Source organism: Oceanobacillus saliphilus, assembly GCF_023522835.1.
GTDB lineage: Bacteria > Bacillota > Bacilli > Bacillales > Amphibacillaceae > Oceanobacillus > Oceanobacillus saliphilus.
Map to the genome: position 1 here is coordinate 224,628 of NZ_JALCZU010000006.1, position 23,516 is coordinate 248,143.

At 38.9% G+C, this 23,516-nt stretch carries 25 protein-coding genes and 1 riboswitch; of the genes, 6 read left to right on the top strand and 19 right to left on the bottom strand.

The window, feature by feature from the left end:
* Positions 1-17: 17 nt before the first annotated feature.
* The 8 genes from MN204_RS12045 to MN204_RS12080 form a co-directional block, all read right to left on the bottom strand.
* Entirely contained in the window at positions 18-509 is a 492-nt protein-coding gene (locus tag MN204_RS12045) for a flagellar protein FlgN (protein WP_249871320.1), read from the bottom strand.
* Positions 510-618: 109 nt separating this feature from the next.
* Positions 619-879 (bottom strand): flagellar biosynthesis anti-sigma factor FlgM, encoded by a 261-nt coding sequence (flgM, locus tag MN204_RS12050; protein WP_249871321.1) that lies wholly within the window; start codon positions 877-879, stop codon positions 619-621.
* Positions 880-970: 91 nt separating this feature from the next.
* Positions 971-1,396 (bottom strand): TIGR03826 family flagellar region protein, encoded by a 426-nt coding sequence (locus MN204_RS12055; RefSeq protein ID WP_249871322.1) that lies wholly within the window; start codon positions 1,394-1,396, stop codon positions 971-973.
* Between the two features lie 44 nt (positions 1,397-1,440).
* The gene (locus MN204_RS12060; RefSeq protein WP_249871323.1) at positions 1,441-2,121 is read right to left on the bottom strand and encodes a ComF family protein; all 681 of its coding nucleotides are present in this window, start codon (positions 2,119-2,121) and stop codon (positions 1,441-1,443) included.
* Positions 2,122-2,123: 2 nt separating this feature from the next.
* Positions 2,124-3,530: an ATP-dependent helicase ComFA gene (locus MN204_RS12065; RefSeq protein WP_249871324.1), complete on the bottom strand. Its 1,407-nt coding sequence runs from the start codon at positions 3,528-3,530 to the stop codon at positions 2,124-2,126.
* 80 nt (positions 3,531-3,610) lie between these two features.
* Positions 3,611-4,453, bottom strand: a complete 843-nt coding sequence (locus tag MN204_RS12070) for a DegV family protein (RefSeq protein WP_249871325.1) — start codon at positions 4,451-4,453, stop codon at positions 3,611-3,613.
* 149 nt (positions 4,454-4,602) lie between these two features.
* A complete protein-coding gene (locus MN204_RS12075; protein WP_249871326.1) occupies positions 4,603-5,295 on the bottom strand; it encodes a response regulator in 693 nt (230 codons plus the stop codon).
* A 98-nt stretch (positions 5,296-5,393) separates the two neighbouring features.
* On the bottom strand, positions 5,394-6,533 hold the full coding sequence (locus tag MN204_RS12080) for a sensor histidine kinase (RefSeq protein WP_249871327.1): 1,140 nt from the start codon (positions 6,531-6,533) through the stop codon (positions 5,394-5,396).
* A gap of 175 nt (positions 6,534-6,708) precedes the next feature.
* Between MN204_RS12080 and MN204_RS12085 the strand changes: the two genes are divergently transcribed.
* Positions 6,709-7,359 (top strand): YigZ family protein, encoded by a 651-nt coding sequence (locus MN204_RS12085; protein ID WP_249871328.1) that lies wholly within the window; start codon positions 6,709-6,711, stop codon positions 7,357-7,359.
* 230 nt (positions 7,360-7,589) lie between these two features.
* On the opposite strand, the gene MN204_RS12090 is transcribed toward MN204_RS12085, so the two are convergent.
* The 4 genes from MN204_RS12090 to MN204_RS12105 all read right to left on the bottom strand — a co-directional run bounded on the left by MN204_RS12090 (position 7,590) and on the right by MN204_RS12105 (position 9,190).
* Positions 7,590-7,748: a hypothetical protein gene (locus tag MN204_RS12090; protein ID WP_249871329.1), complete on the bottom strand. Its 159-nt coding sequence runs from the start codon at positions 7,746-7,748 to the stop codon at positions 7,590-7,592.
* A 196-nt stretch (positions 7,749-7,944) separates the two neighbouring features.
* Complete coding sequence (locus MN204_RS12095; protein ID WP_249871330.1) at positions 7,945-8,418, bottom strand: VanZ family protein; 474 nt, start codon at positions 8,416-8,418, stop codon at positions 7,945-7,947.
* Between the two features lie 234 nt (positions 8,419-8,652).
* Positions 8,653-8,982 (bottom strand): helix-turn-helix domain-containing protein, encoded by a 330-nt coding sequence (locus MN204_RS12100; RefSeq protein ID WP_249871331.1) that lies wholly within the window; start codon positions 8,980-8,982, stop codon positions 8,653-8,655.
* 79 nt (positions 8,983-9,061) lie between these two features.
* On the bottom strand, positions 9,062-9,190 hold the full coding sequence (locus MN204_RS12105) for an anti-repressor SinI family protein (RefSeq protein ID WP_249871332.1): 129 nt from the start codon (positions 9,188-9,190) through the stop codon (positions 9,062-9,064).
* A 21-nt stretch (positions 9,191-9,211) separates the two neighbouring features.
* Positions 9,212-9,295: riboswitch (cyclic di-GMP riboswitch) on the bottom strand.
* Positions 9,296-9,929: 634 nt separating this feature from the next.
* On the opposite strand from MN204_RS12105, the gene srtD reads away from it, so the two are divergent.
* From srtD to MN204_RS12120, 3 genes are all read left to right on the top strand, one after another.
* Positions 9,930-10,529 carry a class D sortase, LPxTATN-specific gene (gene srtD, locus MN204_RS12110; protein ID WP_249871333.1) on the top strand — a complete coding sequence of 200 codons (600 nt, stop codon included), beginning with the start codon at positions 9,930-9,932 and terminating at the stop codon, positions 10,527-10,529.
* 341 nt (positions 10,530-10,870) lie between these two features.
* Positions 10,871-11,815 carry an LCP family glycopolymer transferase gene (locus MN204_RS12115; protein WP_249871334.1) on the top strand — a complete coding sequence of 315 codons (945 nt, stop codon included), beginning with the start codon at positions 10,871-10,873 and terminating at the stop codon, positions 11,813-11,815.
* 120 nt (positions 11,816-11,935) lie between these two features.
* Positions 11,936-13,954, top strand: a complete 2,019-nt coding sequence (locus MN204_RS12120) for a penicillin-binding transpeptidase domain-containing protein (RefSeq protein ID WP_249871335.1) — start codon at positions 11,936-11,938, stop codon at positions 13,952-13,954.
* A 131-nt stretch (positions 13,955-14,085) separates the two neighbouring features.
* On the opposite strand, the gene MN204_RS12125 is transcribed toward MN204_RS12120, so the two are convergent.
* The 5 genes from MN204_RS12125 to MN204_RS12145 all read right to left on the bottom strand — a co-directional run bounded on the left by MN204_RS12125 (position 14,086) and on the right by MN204_RS12145 (position 18,277).
* Positions 14,086-14,529, bottom strand: coding sequence for an IDEAL domain-containing protein (locus MN204_RS12125; RefSeq protein ID WP_249871336.1), 444 nt, complete (start codon positions 14,527-14,529; stop codon positions 14,086-14,088).
* Positions 14,530-14,693: 164 nt separating this feature from the next.
* Positions 14,694-15,053: a DUF779 domain-containing protein gene (locus MN204_RS12130; protein ID WP_249871337.1), complete on the bottom strand. Its 360-nt coding sequence runs from the start codon at positions 15,051-15,053 to the stop codon at positions 14,694-14,696.
* Positions 15,054-15,181: 128 nt separating this feature from the next.
* Positions 15,182-16,702 (bottom strand): aldehyde dehydrogenase, encoded by a 1,521-nt coding sequence (gene adh / locus MN204_RS12135; RefSeq protein ID WP_249871338.1) that lies wholly within the window; start codon positions 16,700-16,702, stop codon positions 15,182-15,184.
* A gap of 435 nt (positions 16,703-17,137) precedes the next feature.
* Entirely contained in the window at positions 17,138-17,320 is a 183-nt protein-coding gene (locus tag MN204_RS12140) for a cold-shock protein (protein ID WP_249871339.1), read from the bottom strand.
* Between the two features lie 66 nt (positions 17,321-17,386).
* Entirely contained in the window at positions 17,387-18,277 is an 891-nt protein-coding gene (locus MN204_RS12145) for a LysR substrate-binding domain-containing protein (protein ID WP_249871340.1), read from the bottom strand.
* A gap of 154 nt (positions 18,278-18,431) precedes the next feature.
* On the opposite strand from MN204_RS12145, the gene MN204_RS12150 reads away from it, so the two are divergent.
* Positions 18,432-19,457 carry a YeiH family protein gene (locus MN204_RS12150; RefSeq protein WP_249871341.1) on the top strand — a complete coding sequence of 342 codons (1,026 nt, stop codon included), beginning with the start codon at positions 18,432-18,434 and terminating at the stop codon, positions 19,455-19,457.
* Between the two features lie 110 nt (positions 19,458-19,567).
* Here the strand turns inward: MN204_RS12150 and MN204_RS12155 are convergent, their stop codons facing one another.
* Entirely contained in the window at positions 19,568-20,308 is a 741-nt protein-coding gene (locus tag MN204_RS12155) for a Cof-type HAD-IIB family hydrolase (protein ID WP_249871342.1), read from the bottom strand.
* A 17-nt stretch (positions 20,309-20,325) separates the two neighbouring features.
* Complete coding sequence (locus MN204_RS12160) at positions 20,326-21,504, bottom strand: MDR family MFS transporter (protein WP_249871343.1); 1,179 nt, start codon at positions 21,502-21,504, stop codon at positions 20,326-20,328.
* A 311-nt stretch (positions 21,505-21,815) separates the two neighbouring features.
* On the opposite strand from MN204_RS12160, the gene MN204_RS12165 reads away from it, so the two are divergent.
* The gene (locus MN204_RS12165; RefSeq protein ID WP_249871344.1) at positions 21,816-23,474 is read left to right on the top strand and encodes an SLC13 family permease; all 1,659 of its coding nucleotides are present in this window, start codon (positions 21,816-21,818) and stop codon (positions 23,472-23,474) included.
* The last annotated feature ends 42 nt before the right edge of the window (positions 23,475-23,516 follow it).

Consider the following 23,516-nt stretch of genomic DNA (forward strand, 5'->3'; position numbering starts at 1 on the left):
CCTTTTACTGCTTAATCTTATGCTTTCGAATCAAAGACGGATCGATTTGAGGTTTCCGTATCTTTATTGACTCCATAATTCATATTTTTTAATGTCGGACTCATCAAATCCAATGATAATTGGACAAATTGCATCGATTGACTGATCAGGACATGGTTTAACTGTTCCTGCTGTTTCAGCTCTGTAATTAACTCCGTAAGTTTTATTGCGTTACTTTCCAAATGAGCCTGCTCCGCTTCATCCTCGACTTTATGGAGTATATTCGTAATGGTAGCACCTTCAGCCGAATGATGATTCGCTTTACACCAAGTCTCAACTGCTTCCTGCCTGTTGCGTTCTGTTTGTTCGGAAAGTTGGATAAGTTTTCGTTCTTTTACGAGCAGTACTTGTAATGGATCGAGGGAACCTTCTTTGACTGCTTTCGTTTTTTCTTTAGAAACAGTTAACAAGTCCTCATGTATTCGCACTAATTCTTCCATTGACTTTGTAATTAAATGAACGGACAACATGAAGTCCTCCTTCTATGCATTTTCAGAAAAATTGGTTGTCACCAATCCTTTCAGCGGATGCTTTCATAGTACGAAAGCAAGCTGGAAAGTTCGGACGTGCTATAACATTTTATTTCGACCAGAAATCCAGCATTTTTTGGGCAGTTTTTTCCGGATTCACTTTATAATTCCCGGACTCAACCGCCTGTTTGATTTCCTGAACATGGGTAGCACGCTTTTCACTCGTTTTTTCATTTTCCTGCAGCTGCTTTGCCTCACTCGAAATTTCAATTTGATCTTTCGATTGGATATCCTTTTTTACTTCTGCCTGTTTTTGAATTTGTTGTTTATATGGATTGAAGTTTGTATGATTCGTACCGTTGATTTTCATTTGTGCTTCACCTCTTTCTGTTCTTCCATTAATTTACGGACAATTTATCTTACTTCTATTATCGACTGCTTAAACAAAAACGTTAAGCTATTTATTTCTTATGTTTCTCTATCGAATAATAGGTATTTGCAAGGGAGGTTTCCCGAAGTCGAACTTCTTCCAGTCTTTTTTCGGTTTCTTCATATGTTGTTAACTCTTTTTTCAATTCTTCCGTACAAGCTATACAAAGTTTCCCGGAGGAAATGGTTATCCCGCATTTTTCACATGGATAGCCAAGATTTGGAAATTGGGTCGGATGAAGACGTTTTTCTTTGACGAATTTAGTGATTAACGTTTCTTCCACACCGGTTGCTTCGACAATCTCTATTAAGGTTGCTTCTCTATTTTTTCTTATTCTTAAAAAACCATAAACTTTCTGAAATGCTGCTTCTTCTTTTTTATAACAGTTATTGCAAATATCACGTAATCCTTTTACAAAAACTGTATCACAGCGGGTGCAATTAGCTAATTCAGCCATTGTTTTTTTCCCTCTTTTCAACTAAATTATAGCACATACAAGCTTTAACCCCGAACCAATGTAATGGCATAAACTGCTGGACATCCATTCTCTTTCAGCAGTGTTGCTGCATGACGCAATGTTGTGCCTGTTGTATATATATCATCGACAAGTAGGACCGGTTTGTTAATAGTCTGTTGAATAAAAAAAGGGTTGTCGGTTAAGATACGCTCCATTCGATTTTTCTTGGATTGCTTTTCCCCGTCTTTCCTCAAAAGAATATCCGCACGTATCACTGGAAGAAATTCAGCCAACAAGTTGGCCTGGTTAAAGCCCCGTTCTTTCATCCGTGCATTACTCAGCGGGATTGGAACAGCAATCACGTCCTTTTTTAAGTTGGCAAATTTCTTATTGAAAGCCTCCACCATGTATGTTTTGAACAGCTCTCCAAGAATATAATCACCACGGTATTTCCATTTAGCTATCATATTCTGCATCATCGTATTATAGGCAAATAACGAATAATTAAATTCAATCGTATCAAGTGCTCCATTATCATCCCACCATAAACAGTCCGAACAGATTTCTTTATTTGTTTGACGACTACATTTTCTGCATCGCTCACCTTGCAATAGCTCTAACTCATTTTCACAGTCTAAACAGATAGGTTTCGGCTTGTACAACTGGAACAGATTTGACCAGGTAATCTCTGGAATTATCTCCCTGTAACACCAAAGACAAATCATTCTTAGAATCCTCCTCTTTTATTCATTTTTTTGATGGAGTCAATGGCTTGTATCATTGCCTCTGTTTTCCCTTGATGAAAAAATACAACCTCGCCTGTTGGGTCATCCGGGCTTCTTCCCGCTCTTCCTGAAATTTGGACAAGGGCAGCTTCATCAAACACATCATGACCTGCATCAAAAATTGCTACATCGACCGAGGGAAAGGTTACACCTCTTTCAAGGATTGTCGTTGTAATCAAGATGAAAATTTCTTTTTCTCTGAATGCACGTACCTTCTGTTCCCTGTCACGGTCAGCTGCATGTACGGAATCTAACTTTTCTATCGAGTGAAAGTGACCTTGCAGCTTTAGGATCCTGTATAAATGGTCCTTCATATTTTCAGCAAGTGTTATGGAGGGTACAAAAATGAGAAGCTGTCTGCTGGGATTTTGTCTTACCTTTATCCATTTTAAAAATGCTGCTGGCGGGAGATTTTTGGATAGGTCCCGTTTCAGACTATGGCACATCGTCTTTTTCGGTACTGGAAGGGGCTGCCCATGAAAACGGACAGGCACAAAAACATGGGGGAGTTTTTTACGGTTGATCAACATTTGATGTCGTTTACGTGGAGTCGCAGTTAGATAGATTGTCGTGCACTGTGCTTTTGTTGCACGGTTTGCTGCAAATGGCAATGATTCATCTGCATGGTAAGGAAAAGCGTCAATTTCATCGATAATCATCACATCAAATGCTGCCTCATATCTAAGCAGTTGATGGGTGGTTGCAATAATCAGCTGTGCAGTTCCTTGCTTATCCTTGCTACCTCCGTATAATGCTTGAATAGCTACTTTTGAAAATGCCTTCTGCAGTCTGGGTTGCAATTCCCTTACAACATCAGCCCTTGGTGTCGCCAAACAAACTCGTTTGCCCATCTGTAAAGCATCTGTTATTCCCGGAAAAAGCATTTCCGTTTTTCCGGCTCCACAAACAGCCCATACCAAAAGCTCCCGCTCCTTATTTCTAATTGCTGTTACAATTCGTTGTGCGGCTTTTTGCTGAACGTCTGTAAGTTCACCCTGCCAGGAACAAGGATTTTCATGAAAAATCCAAGTGAATTGCGGACCTGTCCAATAATACAGCATTTCACATTCACTTGTTCGCCCCATTTCGATACATTTACGGCAGTATAAGTGCCTTTGTTTACATATTCCACATGGTATATTCGCAAATAAATAATGTTTCTGATTACCGCAGCGCTCGCATTGATATGTAAAATTTTTCCGGGTGATGGCTTTTTTAGGTGTGAGGTAGTTCAATGATAGAAGTTGCTGAAAAAGGGTTTCCTCAAGTGGGATTTCCTTTCTGAGAAGAAGTTTTCCAGAGAATCGTGCGGAGAGTTCATGAAGGGGTGGCATTTCATAATCTTGCATCTATGCATCACTCACTTTCTATATTGTATAGTAAGAAATTGTCGGTAATCATAGACTAACAATTTCTTACTAATTCCTTGCTACTTTACGTACCAGCCAACTCCTATGGCACCTTCCCCTAAATGGGTACCGATGACAGGACCAAAATAACTGATGGAAGTTTCCATTGTCGGATACTTTTTCAAAAATTCATCCCGAAGCTCTATCGCAGTTGCTTCGGCATTTCCATGAATAAAAACTACCCGAAGATTTTTTCCTTTTTCGGCATCAGATTCAAGCATTCCCATTATTCGGCTAATTGCTTTTTTGCGGGTCCGTATTTTTTCAAACGGAACAATTAGCTTGTCCGAAAAATGAAGAATTGGCTTCACCTGCAGAAGACTACCAACCAATGCCTGGGCACCGCTAAGACGTCCCCCACGCTGCAGATTTGTCAGATCATCCACCATAAAGTAGGCTCTCATGCTTTCCTTCATTTCATCCAAACGTGCAATTACTTCCTCTGCTGATTTACCTTGTTGAGCCAGATTAGCAGCCTCCAAAGCATAAAAGCCCTGGACCATACAACTCATTTCAGAATCATAGGGAAAAACATCAATCCCTTCGACCATTTCCCCCGCAGTAACAACTGCTTGATATGTTCCACTGATTCTACTGGACAAATGAACAGATATAACTGCGTCGTAGTCTTTTGCGAGTTCTTCCAGCTTTTCCGTTATATAACCGATGGAAGGCTGTGAAGTTGTTGGCAATTCTTTTGATTGTTTAACTTTTTGATAGAATTCTTCTGTCGTAATATCTATTTCTTCCTCAAAGGATCTATCATTAAAGATAACGCTGAGCGGAACCATATGAATATTTTTATTTTTCCTCTCGTCAGCACTTATGTACGCTGTGCTATCCGTCATTACAGCAAGCTTCATGTATATCCTACTCCTCATCAAAATGAACTGTACTTCATTTCATTTTATTCTACATGAATCAACTAAAAAAATCATCTGTAATTTCTGTGCATAAAAAAATCCCCTGATAGAAATATCATAGGGATTATTTTTTTAAAAAGCTATCTTATTTAGATTACCTCAACCCAGCCTTTGCGGATTGCTGAAACTACTGCCTGGGTTCGGTCATTAACATTCATTTTTTGTAAAATATTGCTCACATGGTTTTTTACAGTTTTTTCACTGATATACAATGTTTCTGCTACTGCGCGATTGCTTTTGCCATCTGCCAGCAACTGCAATACCTGACACTCACGTTTCGTCAGCAAATGGAGCGGTTTGCGGTATTCAATTCCTTTATCTGAAATACTCGACGAATTCTCTCTAGCAAGACGACGATATTCCTTCACGAGATTATGTGTTACCTTTGGATGCAGATAAGAACCACCCTCGCTTACTACTTTAATTGCTTCAATTAATGAATCAGAATCCATTTCTTTAAGCAAATACCCCTGTGCACCTGTTTTCAGCGCGTGTGTCACATAGCTTTCGTCATCATGGATAGAAAGGATGATAACTTTGGAATTTGGAAAATACCTAACAAGATCAGAAGTTGCCTGCACACCATTTATCTCAGGCATGTTAATGTCCATCAATACAACATCCGGATTATTTTCTTTTACCAGCTTAGATGCAACAGATCCATCATCACCCTCGGCTACCACATTAAACGATGGCTCAAATTCCAGGATTCGCTTTACACCTTCACGAAATAATTTATGATCATCTATTAAAACAATACGAATTTCTTTCTCAGTATTCATCGACACTTTCCTCCCACATACGATTAACTATTTGCCCTATTATATTTATATGATGGAAATACGTTTCGCTCTATTTATCTTATGAAACTATTATATACTTATGGCGTAGAATATGGAACTTTTATGATGATTGTTGTTCCTTTGCCAATAGCAGACTGGATATTAAGATGACCTTCCAGCATTTCAACTCTTTCTCTCATTCCTATCAGACCAAATGACTTATCCCTTTTGATACTCATATCGAATCCTTTACCATTATCCTTAATAAGCATCGTCAGGCTATCTCTTCTTATTTCCAGCTTAACTTGAATCAAACTCGCTTCACTGTGTTTCGTAGCATTTTGGATAGATTCCTGCATCAGTCGGAAGAAGGCTACTTCATATTTTTGATTGAGGCGCCTTTCCTCACCAATAACAGTAAAGTCAATGTCAATATTATTGTAGTCGGCTATACTATCCACATATTTCTTAATCGTAGGAACAAGACCAAGATCATCGAGTGCCATCGGTCTCAGATCATAAATAATTCTTCTGACTTCATATAGGGAGGATCGAACCATTTCCCTGACACTTCTGATTTCGGCTATTGCCTGTTCTGCTGTACCATCACGAATCGTCCGCTCCATTAGCTCTGAGCGAAGCAAAATATTCGCAAGCATCTGTGCAGGTCCATCATGTATTTCTCGAGATATTTTCCTGCGCTCGTCTTCCTGTGCTTCAATAATCTTTAATCCAAATTCCTGCTTCTCTTTTGCATTTTCAATCATTTCGTTTACTTGTCTGAAATCATCGTGTAAGTAATTAAGTATGACAGCTATTTTTCCTGCTAATCCTTCAGCCCGATTGATGGTATGGGATAGGGAGATCAGCCTTCTTTCCAAATCATCACGCTTTGCACGCAATACCTTTTCTTCCTGGCGCAGCATGGCAAGATTCGTTTGCATTAAATGAGTATTTTCATAAACCTCACGTATTTCAGCCTCGGAGTATCGTTCAAAATGTTTACTTACCTCGGCTAATCGCTGCCGGGAAAAGCGGACCCTCTCTTCAAGCTGATCTCCGTTTTCAATATGTCGAAGCACTTTTTCTTTTGTTTCTCTCAGCTCTTTAACAAGATGTTCATGTTCCTTACGAGCTTCTTCACTAATATTGAAAATTTCATCCTTACTATTTTCAACTACTTCAATCATCTCATTAATGACGTGGTCTAAAGCCTTCTCACTCACCTTAACTGCCATCGTTCTCCACCAACCTATGTTATAATATTCGTATATGCATATCGTTTTTGTAGGGTCTTTATCCTATTTGCAGGAAATTTTATCCTGAAGTTACTATTCTCAATAGAATATAAAAATTTACTCACATTTACTCTTTCTATCTACTATAATGTGCGTTTGAGGTGAGAAAATCAAGATGCTGAAAAACTATTATACGGTAAAAAAAGAAGGATCCGACCAACTTATTATACAGAAATCGAGATTTATCGGCTATGTAAAGCGGGTCGAAAACGAACTGAAAGCTCAGGAATTCATTCAGGAAATAAAGAAAAAACATGCTGATGCAACACATAATTGCTCGGCATATATCATAGGTGAGAATGACCAAATCCAAAAAGCAAACGATGATGGGGAACCGAGCGGCACTGCTGGGGTGCCAATCCTCGAAGTCCTTAAAAAGCAGCACCTAAAAGATACTGCAGTAGTTGTTACAAGATATTTTGGTGGCACGAAGCTCGGGGCAGGAGGATTGATCCGGGCATATGGGAGTACTACTTCCCATGCTATTAAAACTACTGGAATTGTAAAAAGACAGCTAATGCAAGGTTTCTCTATAACTGTCGATTACGGTCTGCTCGGAAAGCTTGAAAATGTACTCAGAAATTCCGATCATATTCTCGAAACAATTCATTATCTGGAAAATGTTGAATTTGTTGTTTTTGTAATAGACGGGGAAGCTGATTCATTCAGAGATTGGATCATTGACCTCACAAATGACCAGGCTGAAATTGAAACATTGGAGCCTAAATATATTGAAATAGATGTTGAATCCACATCCGGTAACTAAAACCCAAAACTGTAAACTTGGCTGTGTCCAAGTCTTCCGGTACAGCCAAGTTGTTCTTATGCAGATTAGTACGGTTTCTGCTTTCTTTCCTTTATTAGAAAACTTGGTAACTGCCTAAGCCTTTGGGCGAATGCCTTCGTTGCACGTATCAATTTAGAAAGGTTATTCTTTTGCCAAAAAAACTGGCCCCCTAAAATGTCAGGCAGTATCTGACGTTTAGGGGGCCAATTTTATTTAGCCATTGATTGTGAATATTTTTGCAGACTTTTGCTATTTGTTAATTCACTTATCAACATCTTTATCAGTTGTTCAGAGGTACGGATGTTTTGATTTTCTGTTTCATCAATTAAGCGTTGTAGCATGTTTTTATATCTTTCTTGCTCTACCATTTCATTACCGCCTTCTGCTAGAATTCAACGTTACTATTCGTGTAATTTACAAGAACTGTAACACAAGATTGGGTAGATATGTGTCGAATTATGTCGAAAAGAAAAATATTATTTTCACTCAGCATACATATTCGACAAAACTTCTTATTTATGTCGGTTTTTTTCTTCTTTTGCTGGTAGGTAAAAATGTATAAACCTACCTTCGTTTTATAATCATTATACACACGATTGCAATCAATGCCCCAAAACTGTCGAGAAAAACATCACCGACATATGCTGTTCTATTAGGAGTTGTAACCTGATGCAGTTCATCTGAAACCGCATAAAAAACCGTCAGTAGAAAAGAAGATAATAAAATAAACGCTTCCCTAATTTTTGTCGTTTTTCTGAAAGAGATATAGAAAAGGCACGCTAGTACAAAGAATACGAATACATGGGCAGCTTTTCGAATAAAAAATTCAATAAATCCATAGATACCCAACTGATCAACACTGACAATGGACTGATTATAGGTCAATTCAATCCACCCAAGAAAAGGTTCAAGGAAACTTAAATCAGTAAATGCGCCCAACAACGGTTTGATATCTTGATTCTCGTAAGGAGTTGCTGAAGAGTAAAAAATCATGGCCATCCAACCTATTGGCAGTAGCCAATATAAATATTGTTTCATTTATTTTACCAAACTTCCATTATTGTAAAAGATAATCGATACATGCAAGAAAATTAAGGCTACTATACAGTATATCGATTTGCTGAAGAAATTCCACAATATTTTTTATGCCCGTTCAAAATTCCTGAAACAGTCGGGTTTAACCATTCAATTCCATTGTAATGTAACGTAATGTAATGTAAAATCAGCACAACAAAAAACCGTTAAGCGCTCAGCTCGACGGTTACAGAACTCTTAATTATCCTGTTTTTGTCGCCATTTATTGAATTCCAGATATTCCTTGAACTGTTCTTTGGAAACTCCGGACTCCATAGCCTCTTTAACAATTTTCATCCATTCATTATCTAGTTCCGCTGTATCAACGGATTCATTTTCATTAATTACGTCATTAACAGAGACACCCAATACAGTACTGATTTTCTCAATAAACTGGATCGATGGATTTGATTGAAGGTTTCGCTCAATCGAACTTAAATATGATTTTGCTACACCCGCTTTTTCAGCTAGTTCAGAGATCGACATTCGTTTTTCCTGGCGTAATTTCTTAATTTTTTCACCGATCAAGTTCTTCACCTACTTTCACTGCGAATTATATCATATTTTCAGTGAAGAGTTCTATATAGAGGACAATATTTCATGAAAATTATGCCTTTTGTACTGTACTGTTCAAAAAATGTCTAACCTCTTCCAAAGTTAAACCTAACTTCTTTGCATCTTTAATCAAAGATACCCACTCTTCATCAACAGCGACATTATCAATTATTTTCTCCACAATCCTGTCCCCCATCGTAATCCAGACAATCCAGCCGCCTTAGTGCAATACTTTAGACCTGTGACTTTGCGTCCTTATTTTTCAATAAGTTTGCCTTTTTCTGAGGATTCCTTATTTTTATAAGACCATTATACTATTAAAATCTCCACTTTAGTTTGACTTGTTTTGTCAGATGCAGACTATTTTTGTTGGATTGGAAACTTTTAGTTTACGATATTGTACAATTTTGCTCCTGACAACTCACACAGCTAAAGTAGTGGGTTATCACAAATCTGTAATCAGCGTTGTTTTTGAATTTATTCTGAGTGTTAATCTTGCCCAAGGATGCATTGCAGTACATATTAGAAGTATTTAATTACGAACAAATCTTGACACAGTGATATTCCTCCCCCAACTGTAAAAGGTAGTTTTACGCCATAACCAACCGTTCTTTATAATACATAGAATTTGTATTTTATAACGAACATATTAATTGTACTATAGATTATTTTCCCTATAATAGAAAACCTTAAAAACAGCCATTTTTACATAGTAAAGAACTAAACTCTAAGCGTACCTCTTTTTTTCTGTAAATTACTTAAATTTCCATTTTTTCTAAAAACACTGATTTTCATGGAGCAACAAGACTCTATTCCATTGCTTTCAGTTTACCTAAGCATTGGTTCTTTTCAAATGAGACTTTATTCTTTTAAGAAGTTTTTATATACTGAATATAATCAAAAGATGAGGAGCATGTCCTGTGAGAAAACTTTCTTTTTTATTTATAACGGTTGGACTTGCACTATTGGCATACGGTGGCTATCAGTGGTATGAAACAGAAAATGCACAGAAGGAAAGTATGGTTGAAGCACAGGCACTACTTGATAGCAATGCCTATAGCACAATTGAAAACGATTCAGAGCTCTCAAAACCACCTGACGATTTCAATCCTGAGGCCGGAGAAACAGTCGGCCTCTTGCATATCCCTAAACTCGAATCAGACCTTCCTATTGTAGAGGGAACACATGAAGATGAATTGGCAAAAGGCGTTGGGCATTACGCTGGCACCGCTTATCCCCTTCAGGATGATCAAATAGTTCTTTCCGGGCATCGGGATACGGTTTTTCGCAGGATGGGTGAACTGGAGATTGGCGATATCTTGACAATGAAGATGCCTTATGGAGATTTTTCCTACGAAATTACAGGTACCCAAATTGTTGATGCCGATGACCGCACCATTATTGTTCCACATGATGAAGAAGTACTGACCCTTACGACATGCTACCCTTTTTCATTTATTGGCAGTGCACCTGACAGGTATATTATTACAGCCATTCCAATTACAGAAACAGAAAACTAATCTTAATACGCTTCTTCATTAGAATATTTGGTTGTCAGCGAAACGCTCGCTAACGGACTTCGTTGCACCTATGCAGATAGGAAAGTTTTATACTATCCTATCTGCTAAAAATAAATTCTAATTTCACACCTTTATAAATTAGAAGCGACTGTATATAAAACACCTCCCTTTCTTCAGAAAAATCGAATAATCCCTACTATTTTTTGTAATTTTCATAGACTATATTGGCTAATTAATATATAATTTACCCTAGATTTGATAATTTTTTCGAACGATACTAGTTAAATAGTCTTATAATCCGACACTGCCGGATAGATAAATAATTACAGAGGAGAATACGAGTGGTATCAAGAGCTGAAAAGAGACAAAATAAGAAGAGACGCAAATGGCCATACTGGGTTGGTGGGATAGTTCTTGGACTGATTTTACTGATGGGTGGAATCGCTTTTTATTATTGGAATGCGGTTGGTGCAACCATTGAAACGATGCATAACCCACTGGCAAGGGATAATGATCCCGAAAGACAAAAAGAGATTCAGAAAATCTTCCAGGAAACAGATTCACTTAATATTCTTTTGCTTGGAGTTGATGAACGTTCCGGCGACAGGGGCCGTTCCGATACGATGATCTTGCTTTCTGTCAACCCAAATACAGATTCAATGATCATGTTGAGCATTCCAAGGGATACGTATGTAAATATTCCTGGTCGTGGAATGGACAAGATTAATCACGCATATGCTTTTGGTGGTACAGATTTGTCCGTACAAACCGTTGAGGAAAACTTTAATCTTCCTATTCATTCCTATGCACGAGTTAATATGGAAGGATTTAAACAAGGGATTGATGCATTGGATGGGGTTACTGTTACGAACAGTTTAGCTTTTTCTAGTGATGGTCATTCATTCCCTGAAGGACAAATTACGTTGAACGGCGAACAAGCACTGAGCTATATTCGTATGCGCTATGAAGACCCGCGTGGGGACATGGGACGAAATGAGCGTCAACGAAATGTCATTACTGCTGCAATGAATGAAGCTGCAAGTTTCTCAAGTATTACGAAAGTCGGTGAGATACTTGATATTTTGGGAGGTAATGTGCAGACAGATTTAGATAGGAAGAAAATGCAAACATTGTTCACTGACTACGCAGGAGCACGTAAAAATGTCTCTACAATGGAGATTAGTGGTTCAGGGCAAACAATCGGTGGTATATGGTATTATGTAGTTCCCGACACAGAATTCAATCGCATAACCAACGAGATTACGGATCATATGGAAGCAAATTAAGTTTACAAAAGAAAAGTCACCTGTGAATCATGAGACAGTGTGGCTTTTCTTCTCTATCTGATAATATTTGTAATAATTGATCATATACGTCACATAGAATAAAAATTGGGGGTAATTTTTTTGAAGCGAATCGTATTTTTACTTATTATTCCACTTATACTTGCTGCATGTTCCAATGATGAGCAAGTCACACCGAATGAAAGGTTCCATGAATATGTAGGCCTTTGGAATGAACAGGAATATGAAGAATTGTACCCGATGCTTTCTCAAGCAGCAACCGAAACTTATCCGGAGGACCAATCAACACTTCGGAAAGAAAAAATCTATCAAGATCTGAATGTCTCTGATCTGCAAATAGAATTTCAAGAATTAAATGAAGAAGAACTTGAATTGGCTAAGGAAGAAGGAACTGCTCTTATACCTTTCTCCGTAAGTATGGAAACAATTGCTGGACCCATTTCTTTTGATTATGAAGCAACACTTGTTCAGCAGGTAGAAGATCCCGAAGAGGAAACACTGAATTGGTATGTCGAATGGGATTCGGGATTTATTTTCCCTGAATTGCAAGACGGTGGGGAAATCAGTATTCAGACAACATATCCAAAACGTGGAGAAATCCTTGACCGTAACGAAATGCCACTTGCAATAAATGATACGATATACGAAATTGGGGTCGTACCCGGCAAACTAAGTCCTGATACGGAACAATCCATACAGCAAATAGCAGATTTATTGGGCATGCGTGTTGAGGCAATAAATAACGAGCTCAGTGCAGGCTGGGTACAGGATAATTTATTTGTCCCACTAAAAAATATTCTTCCATCAGATGAAGCGCTTTTTGCTGATTTGATGGCCATCAATGGGGTTGATTACCGGGAAAATACCGGCCGTATCTACCCGGCTGGTGAGTCAGCTGCTCATTTAGTTGGTTATATCCGCAATATCACCGCAGATGATCTGGAAGAGGTCGATCCTGGTCAGTATGGAGCGAACGACAAAATTGGCTCACGTGGCCTTGAAGCACATTATGAGGAGCAGCTGAAAGGAAAAAGAGGAGTCAAAATTGTTATTAACCAAGAAGGTCAGGATGAGATTTTACTTGCCGAAACTCCTGTAGAAAACGGTGAAAATATTACCGTTACAATAGATGTGAATGTTCAGGAGAAACTATACAATTCCTATGGCGAAGATGCTGGTACAGCTGCCGCAGTTGACCCAAAAACTGGGGAAACACTTGCATTAGTCAGCAGTCCTTCATTTGATCCAAATGAAGCGCTATATGGTACTTCCGGAAAGTATTGGGAACAACTTGAAAGTGATGAACAAAACCCATTGATTAACCGTTTTGCATCGACTTATGCTCCTGGGTCTGTAATCAAACCTGTCACAGGTGCAATCGGATTAGCCAATGGAAGTATTGAGCTTGGTGAAGGAATGGAAATAGAAGGATTGACATGGAGTAATGGGGAAGGCTGGGGAAATTATGAGGTCAAAAGGGTTTCCACATCGAATGGCCCTGTTGATCTGGCCGACGCACTCATTCGTTCTGACAATATCTTCTTCGCCAGAAAAGCAGTAGAAATGGAATCTGATTCTTTTGTCAGCGGCATGCAGGACTTTGGCATTGGTGAGGAGTTCCCATATGAATATCCAATCACCATGTCCACCATTTCATCAAGTGGTAACCTGGACGATGAAGTATTGCTTGCAAATACCAGTTACGGTCAGGGTGAGTTGGAAATGAGTGCCTTACATCTAGCAGTAACTTATACGACATTCCTCAATGAAGGAAATATGATTAAGCCGACTTTATTGACAAGTGAAGAAACAGCCCAAGTTTGGAAAGAAGCGTTAATCTCGGCTGAGGATGCTGTTGCGATTCAAGATGCATTAAGGAAAGTAGTAACAGAAGGTACAGCTAAAATTGCACAGGAAGCAGATTTTCCGATTTCAGGGAAAACCGGAACTGCCGAGTTAAAGTTGACCGACGATGATGAATCCGGGGAAAATGGTTGGTTCGTCGGATATCCGACTGACGATCAGGATTTTATCATCGCCATGATGGTAGAGCAAATACAGGATAAAGAAAGCGGACTGGCGACGAGAAAAGTTACCGATGTGTTAACCCAGATTAAATAGATTTAGAAAACTTGGCACACGCCAAGCTTTTCAGGCAAATGCCTTCGTAGTACTTATGCAAGTAAAAAAGTTAATACTTTCTAACTTACCAAAAAAATCTACTCCTGTTCATCCGGAGTAGATTTTTTTATTTATAATAATTCTGTTAATGAATGAAACATCGCTTCGTCGCGCGCATCCAGTGCCATATCGATAAGTCTTTTAATATTATCTCTTTCCAGCTCGTGGATCAGTAGATGCATAGCTTTTTCCTGGTCTGTTTTACTCAGACCCGCTTCTGTGTGGTAATACGTTTCAGCGATAGAATGCAGCTGCTGAAGAAAATCAGGGATGGAGATGAGTTTGGACATTGGAACATTGATTATGTCCTTACCATTTTGAAAGGCGAAGACTGCATCGGTATTTTCTACCATCTTCGTTCTTCGATTAATCCGGATTTCATTGGACTCTACAGGAATGAATTGATAAACCTTCTTATTGATCATGACCGAAAAATATTGATACGCAAGAATGATTCGGACATATTTTTCTTCCGTTTTAACATAGTACGGTTTAAGCATTTTGACAGTTACCATCTATTCCACCTCCCAATTTATTATACGTATTACCAATCTAAATTTTCAGTTAATTTATTTTACATGAATTTTCAGGTAAATACAAGAGGAAATTTTTTCATTATTGTCTTTTATTCATGTTGCGCCAAAATCGCCTAGTCTCTGGTAATACCGAAGATGCATCCTTATTTTTCTTCCAGTTCCTTGTTCTCTTCTTCCGTGAACACACGCGATCTTGTTAAGAAACGCTTTCCTTCTGGACCTTCAAGTGAGAACATCCCCCCTCTTCCATTTACTGCATCGATAATCAGCTGCGTATGTTTCCAATATTCGTATTGATCTTTGGAAATATAAAAAGGTGTTTCGCCAATTTCTCCTAAAAGTAAGTCTGATTCACCTGTACGAAACTCACCTAGTTGATAACACATTGGTGAACTCCCGTCACAGCAGCCTCCAGATTGATGGAACATAAGTGGACCATGGGCTTCTTTTAAATGTTCAATAAGGTGTAATGCTTCTTTTGTAGCAATTACGCGTTCGACCATTTTTCACACCCTTTCTCAGCAAGTAAGAAAGTATTAACTTTTTTACTTGCATAAGTGCAACTAAGGCTTAGGCAGTTGCCAAGTTTTCCAAAAAACTGGGCCGAGTTTCTTTGTTTACACGTAAACATCTAGAATAGTCCAGCAGCACCTTCACTGTAGCTGATCAGCAAATTCTTCGTTTGCTGGTAATGGCTAAGCATCATGAGATGATTTTCACGGCCAATTCCGGATTTTTTATATCCACCAAACGCTGCATGTGCAGGATACTGGTGATAGCAATTCGTCCATACGCGCCCCGCTTCAATTCCACGCCCGAAACGGTAGGCAGTATTGATGTTTCTTGTCCATATTCCTGCCCCTAAACCGTAAAGTGTATCATTGGCAATTTCCATGGCTTCTTCTTTATCTTTAAAGGTAGTAACGGAAAGCACCGGACCAAATATCTCTTCCTGGAAAATACGCATCTTGTTATTTCCTTTAAAAATAGTTGGTTCCACATAATAACCTGTTTCCAGTTCACCATCCAGTTTATTGACGTTCCCACCTACAAGAACTTCTGCCCCTTCCTCTTTACCAATATCCAGATAGGATTTAATCTTTTCCATCTGTTCTTCGGAAGCCTGAGCTCCCATCATTGTATCTGTATCAAGAGGATGTCCAATTTTTATTTGATTTACCCTTTCAATTGCTTTTTCCATGAACTTGTCATAGATTGACTCATGAATGATTGCACGGGATGGACAGGTACAAACTTCACCCTGGTTCAGGGCAAACATAACCATTCCTTCAATCGCTTTATCAAGGAAACCATCATCCTCATCCATTACATCTTCAAAGAAAATATTTGGTGATTTCCCACCCAGCTCCAATGTAACCGGAATAATATTTTCGGATGCATATTGCATAATCAGACGCCCAGTAGTCGTTTCACCAGTAAAAGCGATCTTTGATATACGACTGTTTGATGCCAATGGCTTTCCGGCTTCCACCCCAAAGCCATTTACAATATTGATAACACCAGGCGGGAGAAGATCTTTTATAACATCCATAAGTACGTGAATGGATGCAGGTGTCTGTTCAGCAGGCTTTAAGACAACACAATTGCCCGCTGCCAATGCTGGAGCCAACTTCCATGTTGCCATTAAAATAGGGAAATTCCATGGAATAATCTGTCCTACTACACCGAGTGGTTCATGAAAATGATAGGCCACCGTATCATTATCAATTTGACTGATGCCACCCTCCTGAGCTCTGATTACCCCAGCAAAATAGCGAAAATGGTCAACAGCCAACGGCAAATCCGCCGCCAATGTTTCCCTGACTGCTTTTCCATTATCCCAGGTTTCTGCTACAGCGAGCTTTTCCAGGTTTTCTTCGATACGATCAGCTATCTTATTTAAAATATTCGCCCTTTCAGCAACCGATGTTTTTCCCCAACTATCTTTTGCCGCATGTGCAGCATCTATGGCAGTTTCAACGTCTTCCTTACTTGATCTGGCAACCTCACAAAAAACCTTTCCGGTAACCGGACTGATGTTTTCAAAGTATTTACCTTGGACTGGAGGATGATATTCTCCTCCGATAAAGTTGTCATATCTTTCCTTGAAATTTACTAAAGAACCATCCGTGTTTGGACTTTCATACCTCATTCGTGAATTCCTCCTCATTAATGTAAGCGATTACAATTATAGCAGGATGAAGAACGTGGTGTAGTCTCTCTTTCTAAATTATAGCAGAATATGATTAACTATTCCAATAATTAAAAATAAGTATAGATATTGTTTGAGGGTCAATTTAAAATGGTCGTTAGCTTGCAATAGCTAAAAAGAAAAACTGTATGCTTTTTAAATTCAAGAAACGTTCATGTCACTAAGCCTTTCAGTGCCAGCATTCGTTGTACTTATGCAGAAAGGAAATTTTTATACTTTCCCTTCTGCAAAAAAAAAAACCTGATCAAGCTGATCAAGGTTTTATCAATAACCGAAGCTATAAGAAAAACGTTGGAAAACCAACGTTTCATTGTAAAGAACTATGGTACTATAATTTCAATTGATTAGCTTCAGCTTTGTTAGAGATACTACTTCCTATTTCATCTCCGGAATAACTCTTACTTCCCGGTCCATCGTTGAATTGCATAATGGACATGCAGGTTCTTCGTTAAAACTGTATGATTCCCTCATCCAGCCCTGACATTCGTCGCTCGTGCATGACCATACATTCGTTTCCACTTCAGGAACCGGTTCCTTAGGCCCTCGAGAAAATGACATCATAGCATCCCCTTTCTTTTACACTTCATATTATACTCCTTTTTCAGCAACAATGTAAGGGTATGCTTATGACCCGATATTGATTGTGTGCTTAACAAGGTTTTCAAATACTTGCAATGCCTTCGGATGGAACTCATAATGATTTTTGATAATCGAAAATTTCCGCTGAATGGGTGTATCGTCGACCGATAATTTCCGTATTCTGTTCAGCTGGATTTCTTTGGCAAACGTTAAATCGGAAAGCAAACTAATACCCAGTCCTGCTTCTACACCCTCTTTAATTGTTTGCGTACTACCAAATGTAAGGATTCTTTCCGGTGAGAGATGATGCTTTTGGAAAAATTCCTCCACAACTTTACGTGTCCCGGAACCTTCCTCCCGGATAATCCATGTTTCTTTCTCCAAATCCCCTATGGAAAATTGTTCCTCTGTTATAAAGGATGTTCGATTTCCAACAATAATATACATCTTATCAGTTGCAAACTGTTCAACGGACATCTGCTGATGGGAGTAATTCCCTTCGATAAGTCCGATATCAATTTCGTGATTTAAAAGTTTTGAACCGATTTCCTCCGTATTGCCAATCGATACTTCCGGTACGATTTGAGGGTAAGTTTCCTGTAATTCTGCCAAAAGCCGAGGAAGTACATATTCCCCAATGGTATAGCTTGCACCAATTTTCAGCTCACCTCTTGGTTCGTTTTTTAAATCCGATACAAGAATCTGCATTTGCTCATAGTTTCGTAAAATTTCCAATGTATACTGATAGACAATTTTCCCTGCTTTATTCAATTCCACGAACATATTGCTTCTCTCCAACAGACGAGTCCCAAGTTCTTTTTCCAGCGCTGCAATATACTGACTGACTGCTGGTTGTGACATATGCAATGCTTCAGCTGCCCTCGAAAAACTTTTACGTGCAGCCACTTCCTTAAAAACAACAAGATGCTGATCCACTAATAACTCCCCCTCCAAGGTGCCTGTCACTCCCCGAATTTTGTCGAACGTCTTTTATAAGTATATCTTATCATAAGTATTATAATAATTTATTTTTCTTATGCACTGACTGAAATTATACTTAATACGACAAGATAGAAAGAGAGGGATACCGATGAATACGTTATCGAAGGGTTCCGATTATTGGAAAAGGTTATTATTGGGAATTGGTTTTACGTTTATTTTTGCCTTGCTAGGATATTCACTTTCACTAATACCTGGCTTCAACAGGGTTGGACCGCTTGCCAGCGCTATTTTATTGGCAATTGCCTATCGCCAAGTGTTTGGCTATCCGGAGTTTTTCCGTAATGGAATAGAATTTTCATCCAAATATTTATTACGATTTGCTATTATTTTATATGGTTTAAAATTGAATATGGATGTGATTTTTCAAGATGGGATTGGCTTATTGATCAAAGGTGCCATAACAATCGTTTTTGTCATTTTGGTAACGATGTATTTGGCAAAACTGTTTAAAGCCAACTCACAAATTGCTTTACTGCTCGGTGTAGGTACAGGGGTTTGTGGTGCAGCGGCCATAGCAGCCGTAGCTCCGATCGTTAAAGCAAAAGATGATGATACAGCAATCAGTGTAGGCATCATTGCATTGGTCGGCACGTTTTTCTCCATTATTTATGCATTGCTATTGCCACTGCTTCCGATATCAGATGTACAGTATGGTGTTTGGTCTGGGCTTAGTCTTCATGAATTGGCCCATGTTGCACTTGCTGCAGAACCGGCTGGAGAAGAAGCGCTGGCAATGGCGTTATTAGCCAAGTTAGGTCGTGTTTTCCTACTCGTTCCATTATGTTTTATCTTGATCTTTTGGGTAAAAAACCGAAAATCAACAGATGAATCAGATCAGACGAAAGTGAAGTTTCCAATGTATTTACTTGGATTCATTGTGATGAGTTTATTCGGAAGCTATGTTTTGGGGAGTATGATTCCAGTAACGAAAGGCGTCATGGACATGATTAGTTTCGCTACTACCTTCATCCTGACTTCTGCTATGGTCGGACTAGGTTTGAATGTCAGCCTTAAGGATGTTAAAAACAAGGCGTTACGTCCGTTAATGGCAATGCTAATTGCATCAATTCTTGTATCTGTACTCATGTATTGGGTTGCGGGAATATCATTTTGAATTGTAAAACAGAAGAACCGGCTGAGAGTAGCCGGTTCTTTTGTATAATTATGTGGATTGTCATACCGCCTCAGAATATTAATGACAAATTTCGGGGAGTGACAGGCACCTTAAAGAGCGAATTGTTCGATTGCTTTTGCTACACCGTCATTATCATTTGTATCTGTTGTATGATTCGCAACTTTTTTGATCGCTTCCTGGGCATTTCCCATTGCAACACCAATTCCTGCTTCCTGAATCATTTTAATATCATTCAGACTATCTCCTACAGCCATGACTTCGTTCATCGTAATCCCAATTTTATCACAAAGAAAATGTAGTGCCTTTGCCTTGCTTACACCTTTTGGATTGGCTTCAACATTTGTTGGAAGTGAGTTGGTAAGCTCAAGTTCTTCATAATGGGAAAGCTCCTGGATCATCATATCCAATTTTTGTTTATCCGTCGATTCACAGCCAAACTTCAGCCACTCATACTTATAGAAATCATCCGGTGCTTCACCGCGGAATACACCACTCGTTGAAATCATCCACATGTTGACGCCAACCTGTGTGCCAAGATTATATAGTTTTTCAATGAGCTCGGTTTTCAGTAAATGTTGATCAAGTAATTCTTTCTCCATCGTCCATATCTGACCACCATTCGCAGTTACGAGATAGGATTGCAATTTCAATTCTTCAGCATAAGGGTAACATGTCTGAAAACCACGTCCAGTACTTAATACTACATGAATTCCTTTGGCAAGAGCCTGTTCAATGGCTAACTTTGTACGTTCTGTAATGTCATGCTCACCTGTTAATAATGTTCCATCCATATCGAGTGCAATAAGTTTAACTTCATGTTCTGTTGTCATTAAAATACTCCTTTACCTTACATGGTTTGTTTTTCTTTCTCCAAATTTCTGTCGTAAAGCTTTGTTGTTACAAAGGGGAAAAACAGCAAAACAAGTAGTATTATAAAAAGAAGGTCCATATTATAAAAATCTACGATAAATCCACCAAACACCGGACCAATCATTCTCCCTACCGCGGCAATACTGTTTACCATCCCCTGATAAAAACCGGCACGACCTTTTGGAGCCAGCTCACTGGCCAAGGTTGGAATTGCCGGCCATACAAGAATTTCACCAAGTGTCAATACAACCATTGCAGCAGCGAACATCGTAAAATTTTCTGCAAGCATTCCAATCGCAAAGGAGAGGATTAGGATACTTGTTCCGATATAAATATGCTGTCTCGGTGAAGTAATTCTATCTGTAACCCATTTTAACAGAGGTTGAGCTAGAACGATAAGGAAACCATTTATTGCCCATAATGAACTGTATTGCTCTAATGGAATGCCGATTGTCTGGGTATGGGATGCAATGGTTGATCCCCACTGACTATATGCTAGCCACACGACCAGGAACCCGCTGCATAAAATAAGCAATGCTTTAAAAGCGGATTTGCTTTTTATTTTCCCACTCTGACCGACTACCGATGTATACATTTGATGGTCCTGTGATTTATCCATGTCTTTAAAGGTAACTAAAACAAAAATGAAAAATACGATAAAAACGGCTGCATTTGCTAGAAAGATATAATGAAAGGATAAACTAGCAATATAGCCCCCAATGGAGGCTCCCAGTGCAACTCCCAAATTCTGTGCTACATAAACTGCATTAAATGCACGTCTTCCTCCCTCCGGCCACAAAGAACCTGCCATCGCAAACATGATTGGCCAAGTAATTCCATTACCGAAACCAATAATGACCAGTAGAATCGTATAGGCTACAATTCCATGATTGAATGCAAGGAATATTGCAGCAGTCATTGCGATAAAAGTCCCACCAAGAATCGTCTTATAAGCACTATATTTATCAAAAAGTGCACCCCCAAGCAGATTTCCAACAACGGATGCACCTTGATTAAACATGAGTATAAACCCAGCAAATGCAAGACTTTTACCAAGCTCATTATGAATATATATTGTATTTAAAGGCCATAAAAAAGAACCGCCAGTAACAGTAATTGACGTTGCAATTACTAGCAGCCAAATCTGTTTAGGCATAGTAATCATCTCGCTTTATCAGTAGTCAACCAAATCATTTTAAACAATTTATTTTGCCAATGCAATTTTTCAGATTTATTGTGCAAAAGCCTTAAATTAGTTTTACAAAGTCGTTATATGCGATATATCCTGTTATAAAACACAAAATATATTTTAGTATTTAACTTTTTATACCTTTTAAATGTCGTTAATATAACTATTATCTATTGTATAACAACTTGACATTTTCTATTGAAACCGAATACAATTAAATTGTTAGTTTGCTAGAATAAATGTATAATTTACGTTAATAAGACAAAGGGGGAGCATGTATGATAACTGCAACTTGGGATTGGCTATGGGAGAAGCATGATCAGGTGAAAGATATGTTTCGGTTTTTTGTAAAACCTGCAGAAACGATTGAAAAGAAAAAAGAGAGCAACTCCGCCGGTAGCCCTGATGCAAATGAGAATGGGACCGGTAACGGAGACGGCAATAAGCGATCTTACAGCCCACTCCAGCTAACTGGCTTGTTTTTAGGTCCGATATTATTCCTCATTACCTTACTTTTTGTATCACCTGAAGGATTATCGCAAGAGGGAATTGCCGTTCTGGCAACGACAATCTGGATGGCAATTTGGTGGATGACGGAAGCAATACCAATTCCGGCCACAGCTCTACTTCCAATTATCTTATTTCCAATGACAGGTGGTATGGATATCGGGGCAACAACCTCAGCATATGGAAGTGATACTATCTTCCTTTTTATGGGTGGATTCATCATTGCTTTGGCAATGGAAAGATGGAATTTACATAGAAGAATTGCCATTAGTATCATTTCTGTGATGGGGACGAATACAGACCGTATCGTACTTGGGTTTATGGTTGCCACCGGGTTCCTGTCCATGTGGATTTCCAATACGGCTACTGCAATGATGATGGTTCCAATTGGATTGGCAATCATTTATCAAGTTTCTGATGCACTGAAGAATGACCCTGCAATTGACACAAGCAAGGATAATTTTGCCTTTGGTAAGTCCTTGATGCTCGGGATAGCATATTCTGCTTCTATTGGCGGAATGGCTACACTGATCGGTACACCTCCAAATGCAATCTTTGCAGGAACTGTCAAGGAACTATATGGCATTGAAATTTCATTTGCCAACTGGATGCTTTTCGGGGTGCCGTTTGCATGGGTGTTTCTTTTCCTCGCATGGATTTACTTAACAAAAATGTCGTTTCCTTTGAAACTGAAAACATTGCCAGGCGGCAGGAAAATCATCGATGAGGAAAAGAGAAAGCTTGGCAAGGCATCTTATGAGGAAAAAGCTGTTTTTACTGTTTTTCTTCTTGCAGCATTCTCTTGGATTTCACGTACGTTTATCCTAAATGAAATAAACCCTTATATTAATGATGCCATCATAGCAATAGCAGCTGCTATCATTCTGTTCATTATCCCTTCCAAAACCATTAAAGGAGATTACTTGATGAACTGGCAAACTGCGGTAAAATTACCATGGGGTATCCTCCTCTTATTCGGAGGTGGACTTGCTATCGCAGCCGGCTTTACCTCATCTGGATTGTCGGGTTGGATTGGAAACCAACTAACTGCTCTACAAGGGGTAAACATATTTATTATCATCATTTCCGTAACTGCCTTGATAATTTTCCTAACTGAAATAACATCCAATACAGCTACTGCAACAATGATGTTCCCGATCATGGCAGCTCTTGCACTTGCCGTTGACCTCCATCCATTTGTACTGATGATTGCAGCTGGGCTCGCTTCATCTGCTGCATTTATGCTGCCTGTTGCGACACCACCGAACGCAGTTGTGTTTGGCTCCGGCTACCTGCGTATTCCTGATATGGTGCGGTCGGGATTCTGGTTGAATATTGCAGGTGTTATTCTAGTAACCTTGACAGTCTATTTTCTAGTTCCACTATTTTTAGGTATAGACATCAACAGTTACCCACAAGAATTTAAATAATCGTAGAAAGGAGCTTCCATAACATTGGAAGCTCCTTTCTTA

Bases quoted from the DNA above. Each gene is read 5' to 3' on its own strand.
- flgM (WP_249871321.1), bottom strand. From the start codon at position 879: ATGAAAATCAACGGTACGAATCATACAAACTTCAATCCATATAAACAA.
- MN204_RS12085 (WP_249871328.1), top strand. From the start codon at position 6,709: ATGCTGAAAAACTATTATACGGTAAAAAAAGAAGGATCCGACCAACTT.
- MN204_RS12080 (WP_249871327.1), bottom strand. From the start codon at position 6,533: ATGGCAGTTAAGGTGAGTGAGAAGGCTTTAGACCACGTCATTAATGAG.
- MN204_RS12095 (WP_249871330.1), bottom strand. From the start codon at position 8,418: ATGAAACAATATTTATATTGGCTACTGCCAATAGGTTGGATGGCCATG.
- MN204_RS12075 (WP_249871326.1), bottom strand. From the start codon at position 5,295: ATGAATACTGAGAAAGAAATTCGTATTGTTTTAATAGATGATCATAAA.
- MN204_RS12125 (WP_249871336.1), bottom strand. From the start codon at position 14,529: ATGGTAACTGTCAAAATGCTTAAACCGTACTATGTTAAAACGGAAGAA.
- MN204_RS12060 (WP_249871323.1), bottom strand. From the start codon at position 2,121: ATGATTTGTCTTTGGTGTTACAGGGAGATAATTCCAGAGATTACCTGG.
- MN204_RS12140 (WP_249871339.1), bottom strand. From the start codon at position 17,320: ATGTCATTTTCTCGAGGGCCTAAGGAACCGGTTCCTGAAGTGGAAACG.
- MN204_RS12130 (WP_249871337.1), bottom strand. From the start codon at position 15,053: ATGGTCGAACGCGTAATTGCTACAAAAGAAGCATTACACCTTATTGAA.
- MN204_RS12090 (WP_249871329.1), bottom strand. From the start codon at position 7,748: ATGGTAGAGCAAGAAAGATATAAAAACATGCTACAACGCTTAATTGAT.
- MN204_RS12155 (WP_249871342.1), bottom strand. From the start codon at position 20,308: ATGACAACAGAACATGAAGTTAAACTTATTGCACTCGATATGGATGGA.
- MN204_RS12070 (WP_249871325.1), bottom strand. From the start codon at position 4,453: ATGAAGCTTGCTGTAATGACGGATAGCACAGCGTACATAAGTGCTGAC.
- MN204_RS12160 (WP_249871343.1), bottom strand. From the start codon at position 21,504: ATGCCTAAACAGATTTGGCTGCTAGTAATTGCAACGTCAATTACTGTT.
- MN204_RS12150 (WP_249871341.1), top strand. From the start codon at position 18,432: ATGAATACGTTATCGAAGGGTTCCGATTATTGGAAAAGGTTATTATTG.
- MN204_RS12045 (WP_249871320.1), bottom strand. From the start codon at position 509: ATGTTGTCCGTTCATTTAATTACAAAGTCAATGGAAGAATTAGTGCGA.
- MN204_RS12055 (WP_249871322.1), bottom strand. From the start codon at position 1,396: ATGGCTGAATTAGCTAATTGCACCCGCTGTGATACAGTTTTTGTAAAA.
- MN204_RS12165 (WP_249871344.1), top strand. From the start codon at position 21,816: ATGATAACTGCAACTTGGGATTGGCTATGGGAGAAGCATGATCAGGTG.
- MN204_RS12065 (WP_249871324.1), bottom strand. From the start codon at position 3,530: ATGCAAGATTATGAAATGCCACCCCTTCATGAACTCTCCGCACGATTC.
- adh (WP_249871338.1), bottom strand. From the start codon at position 16,702: ATGAGGTATGAAAGTCCAAACACGGATGGTTCTTTAGTAAATTTCAAG.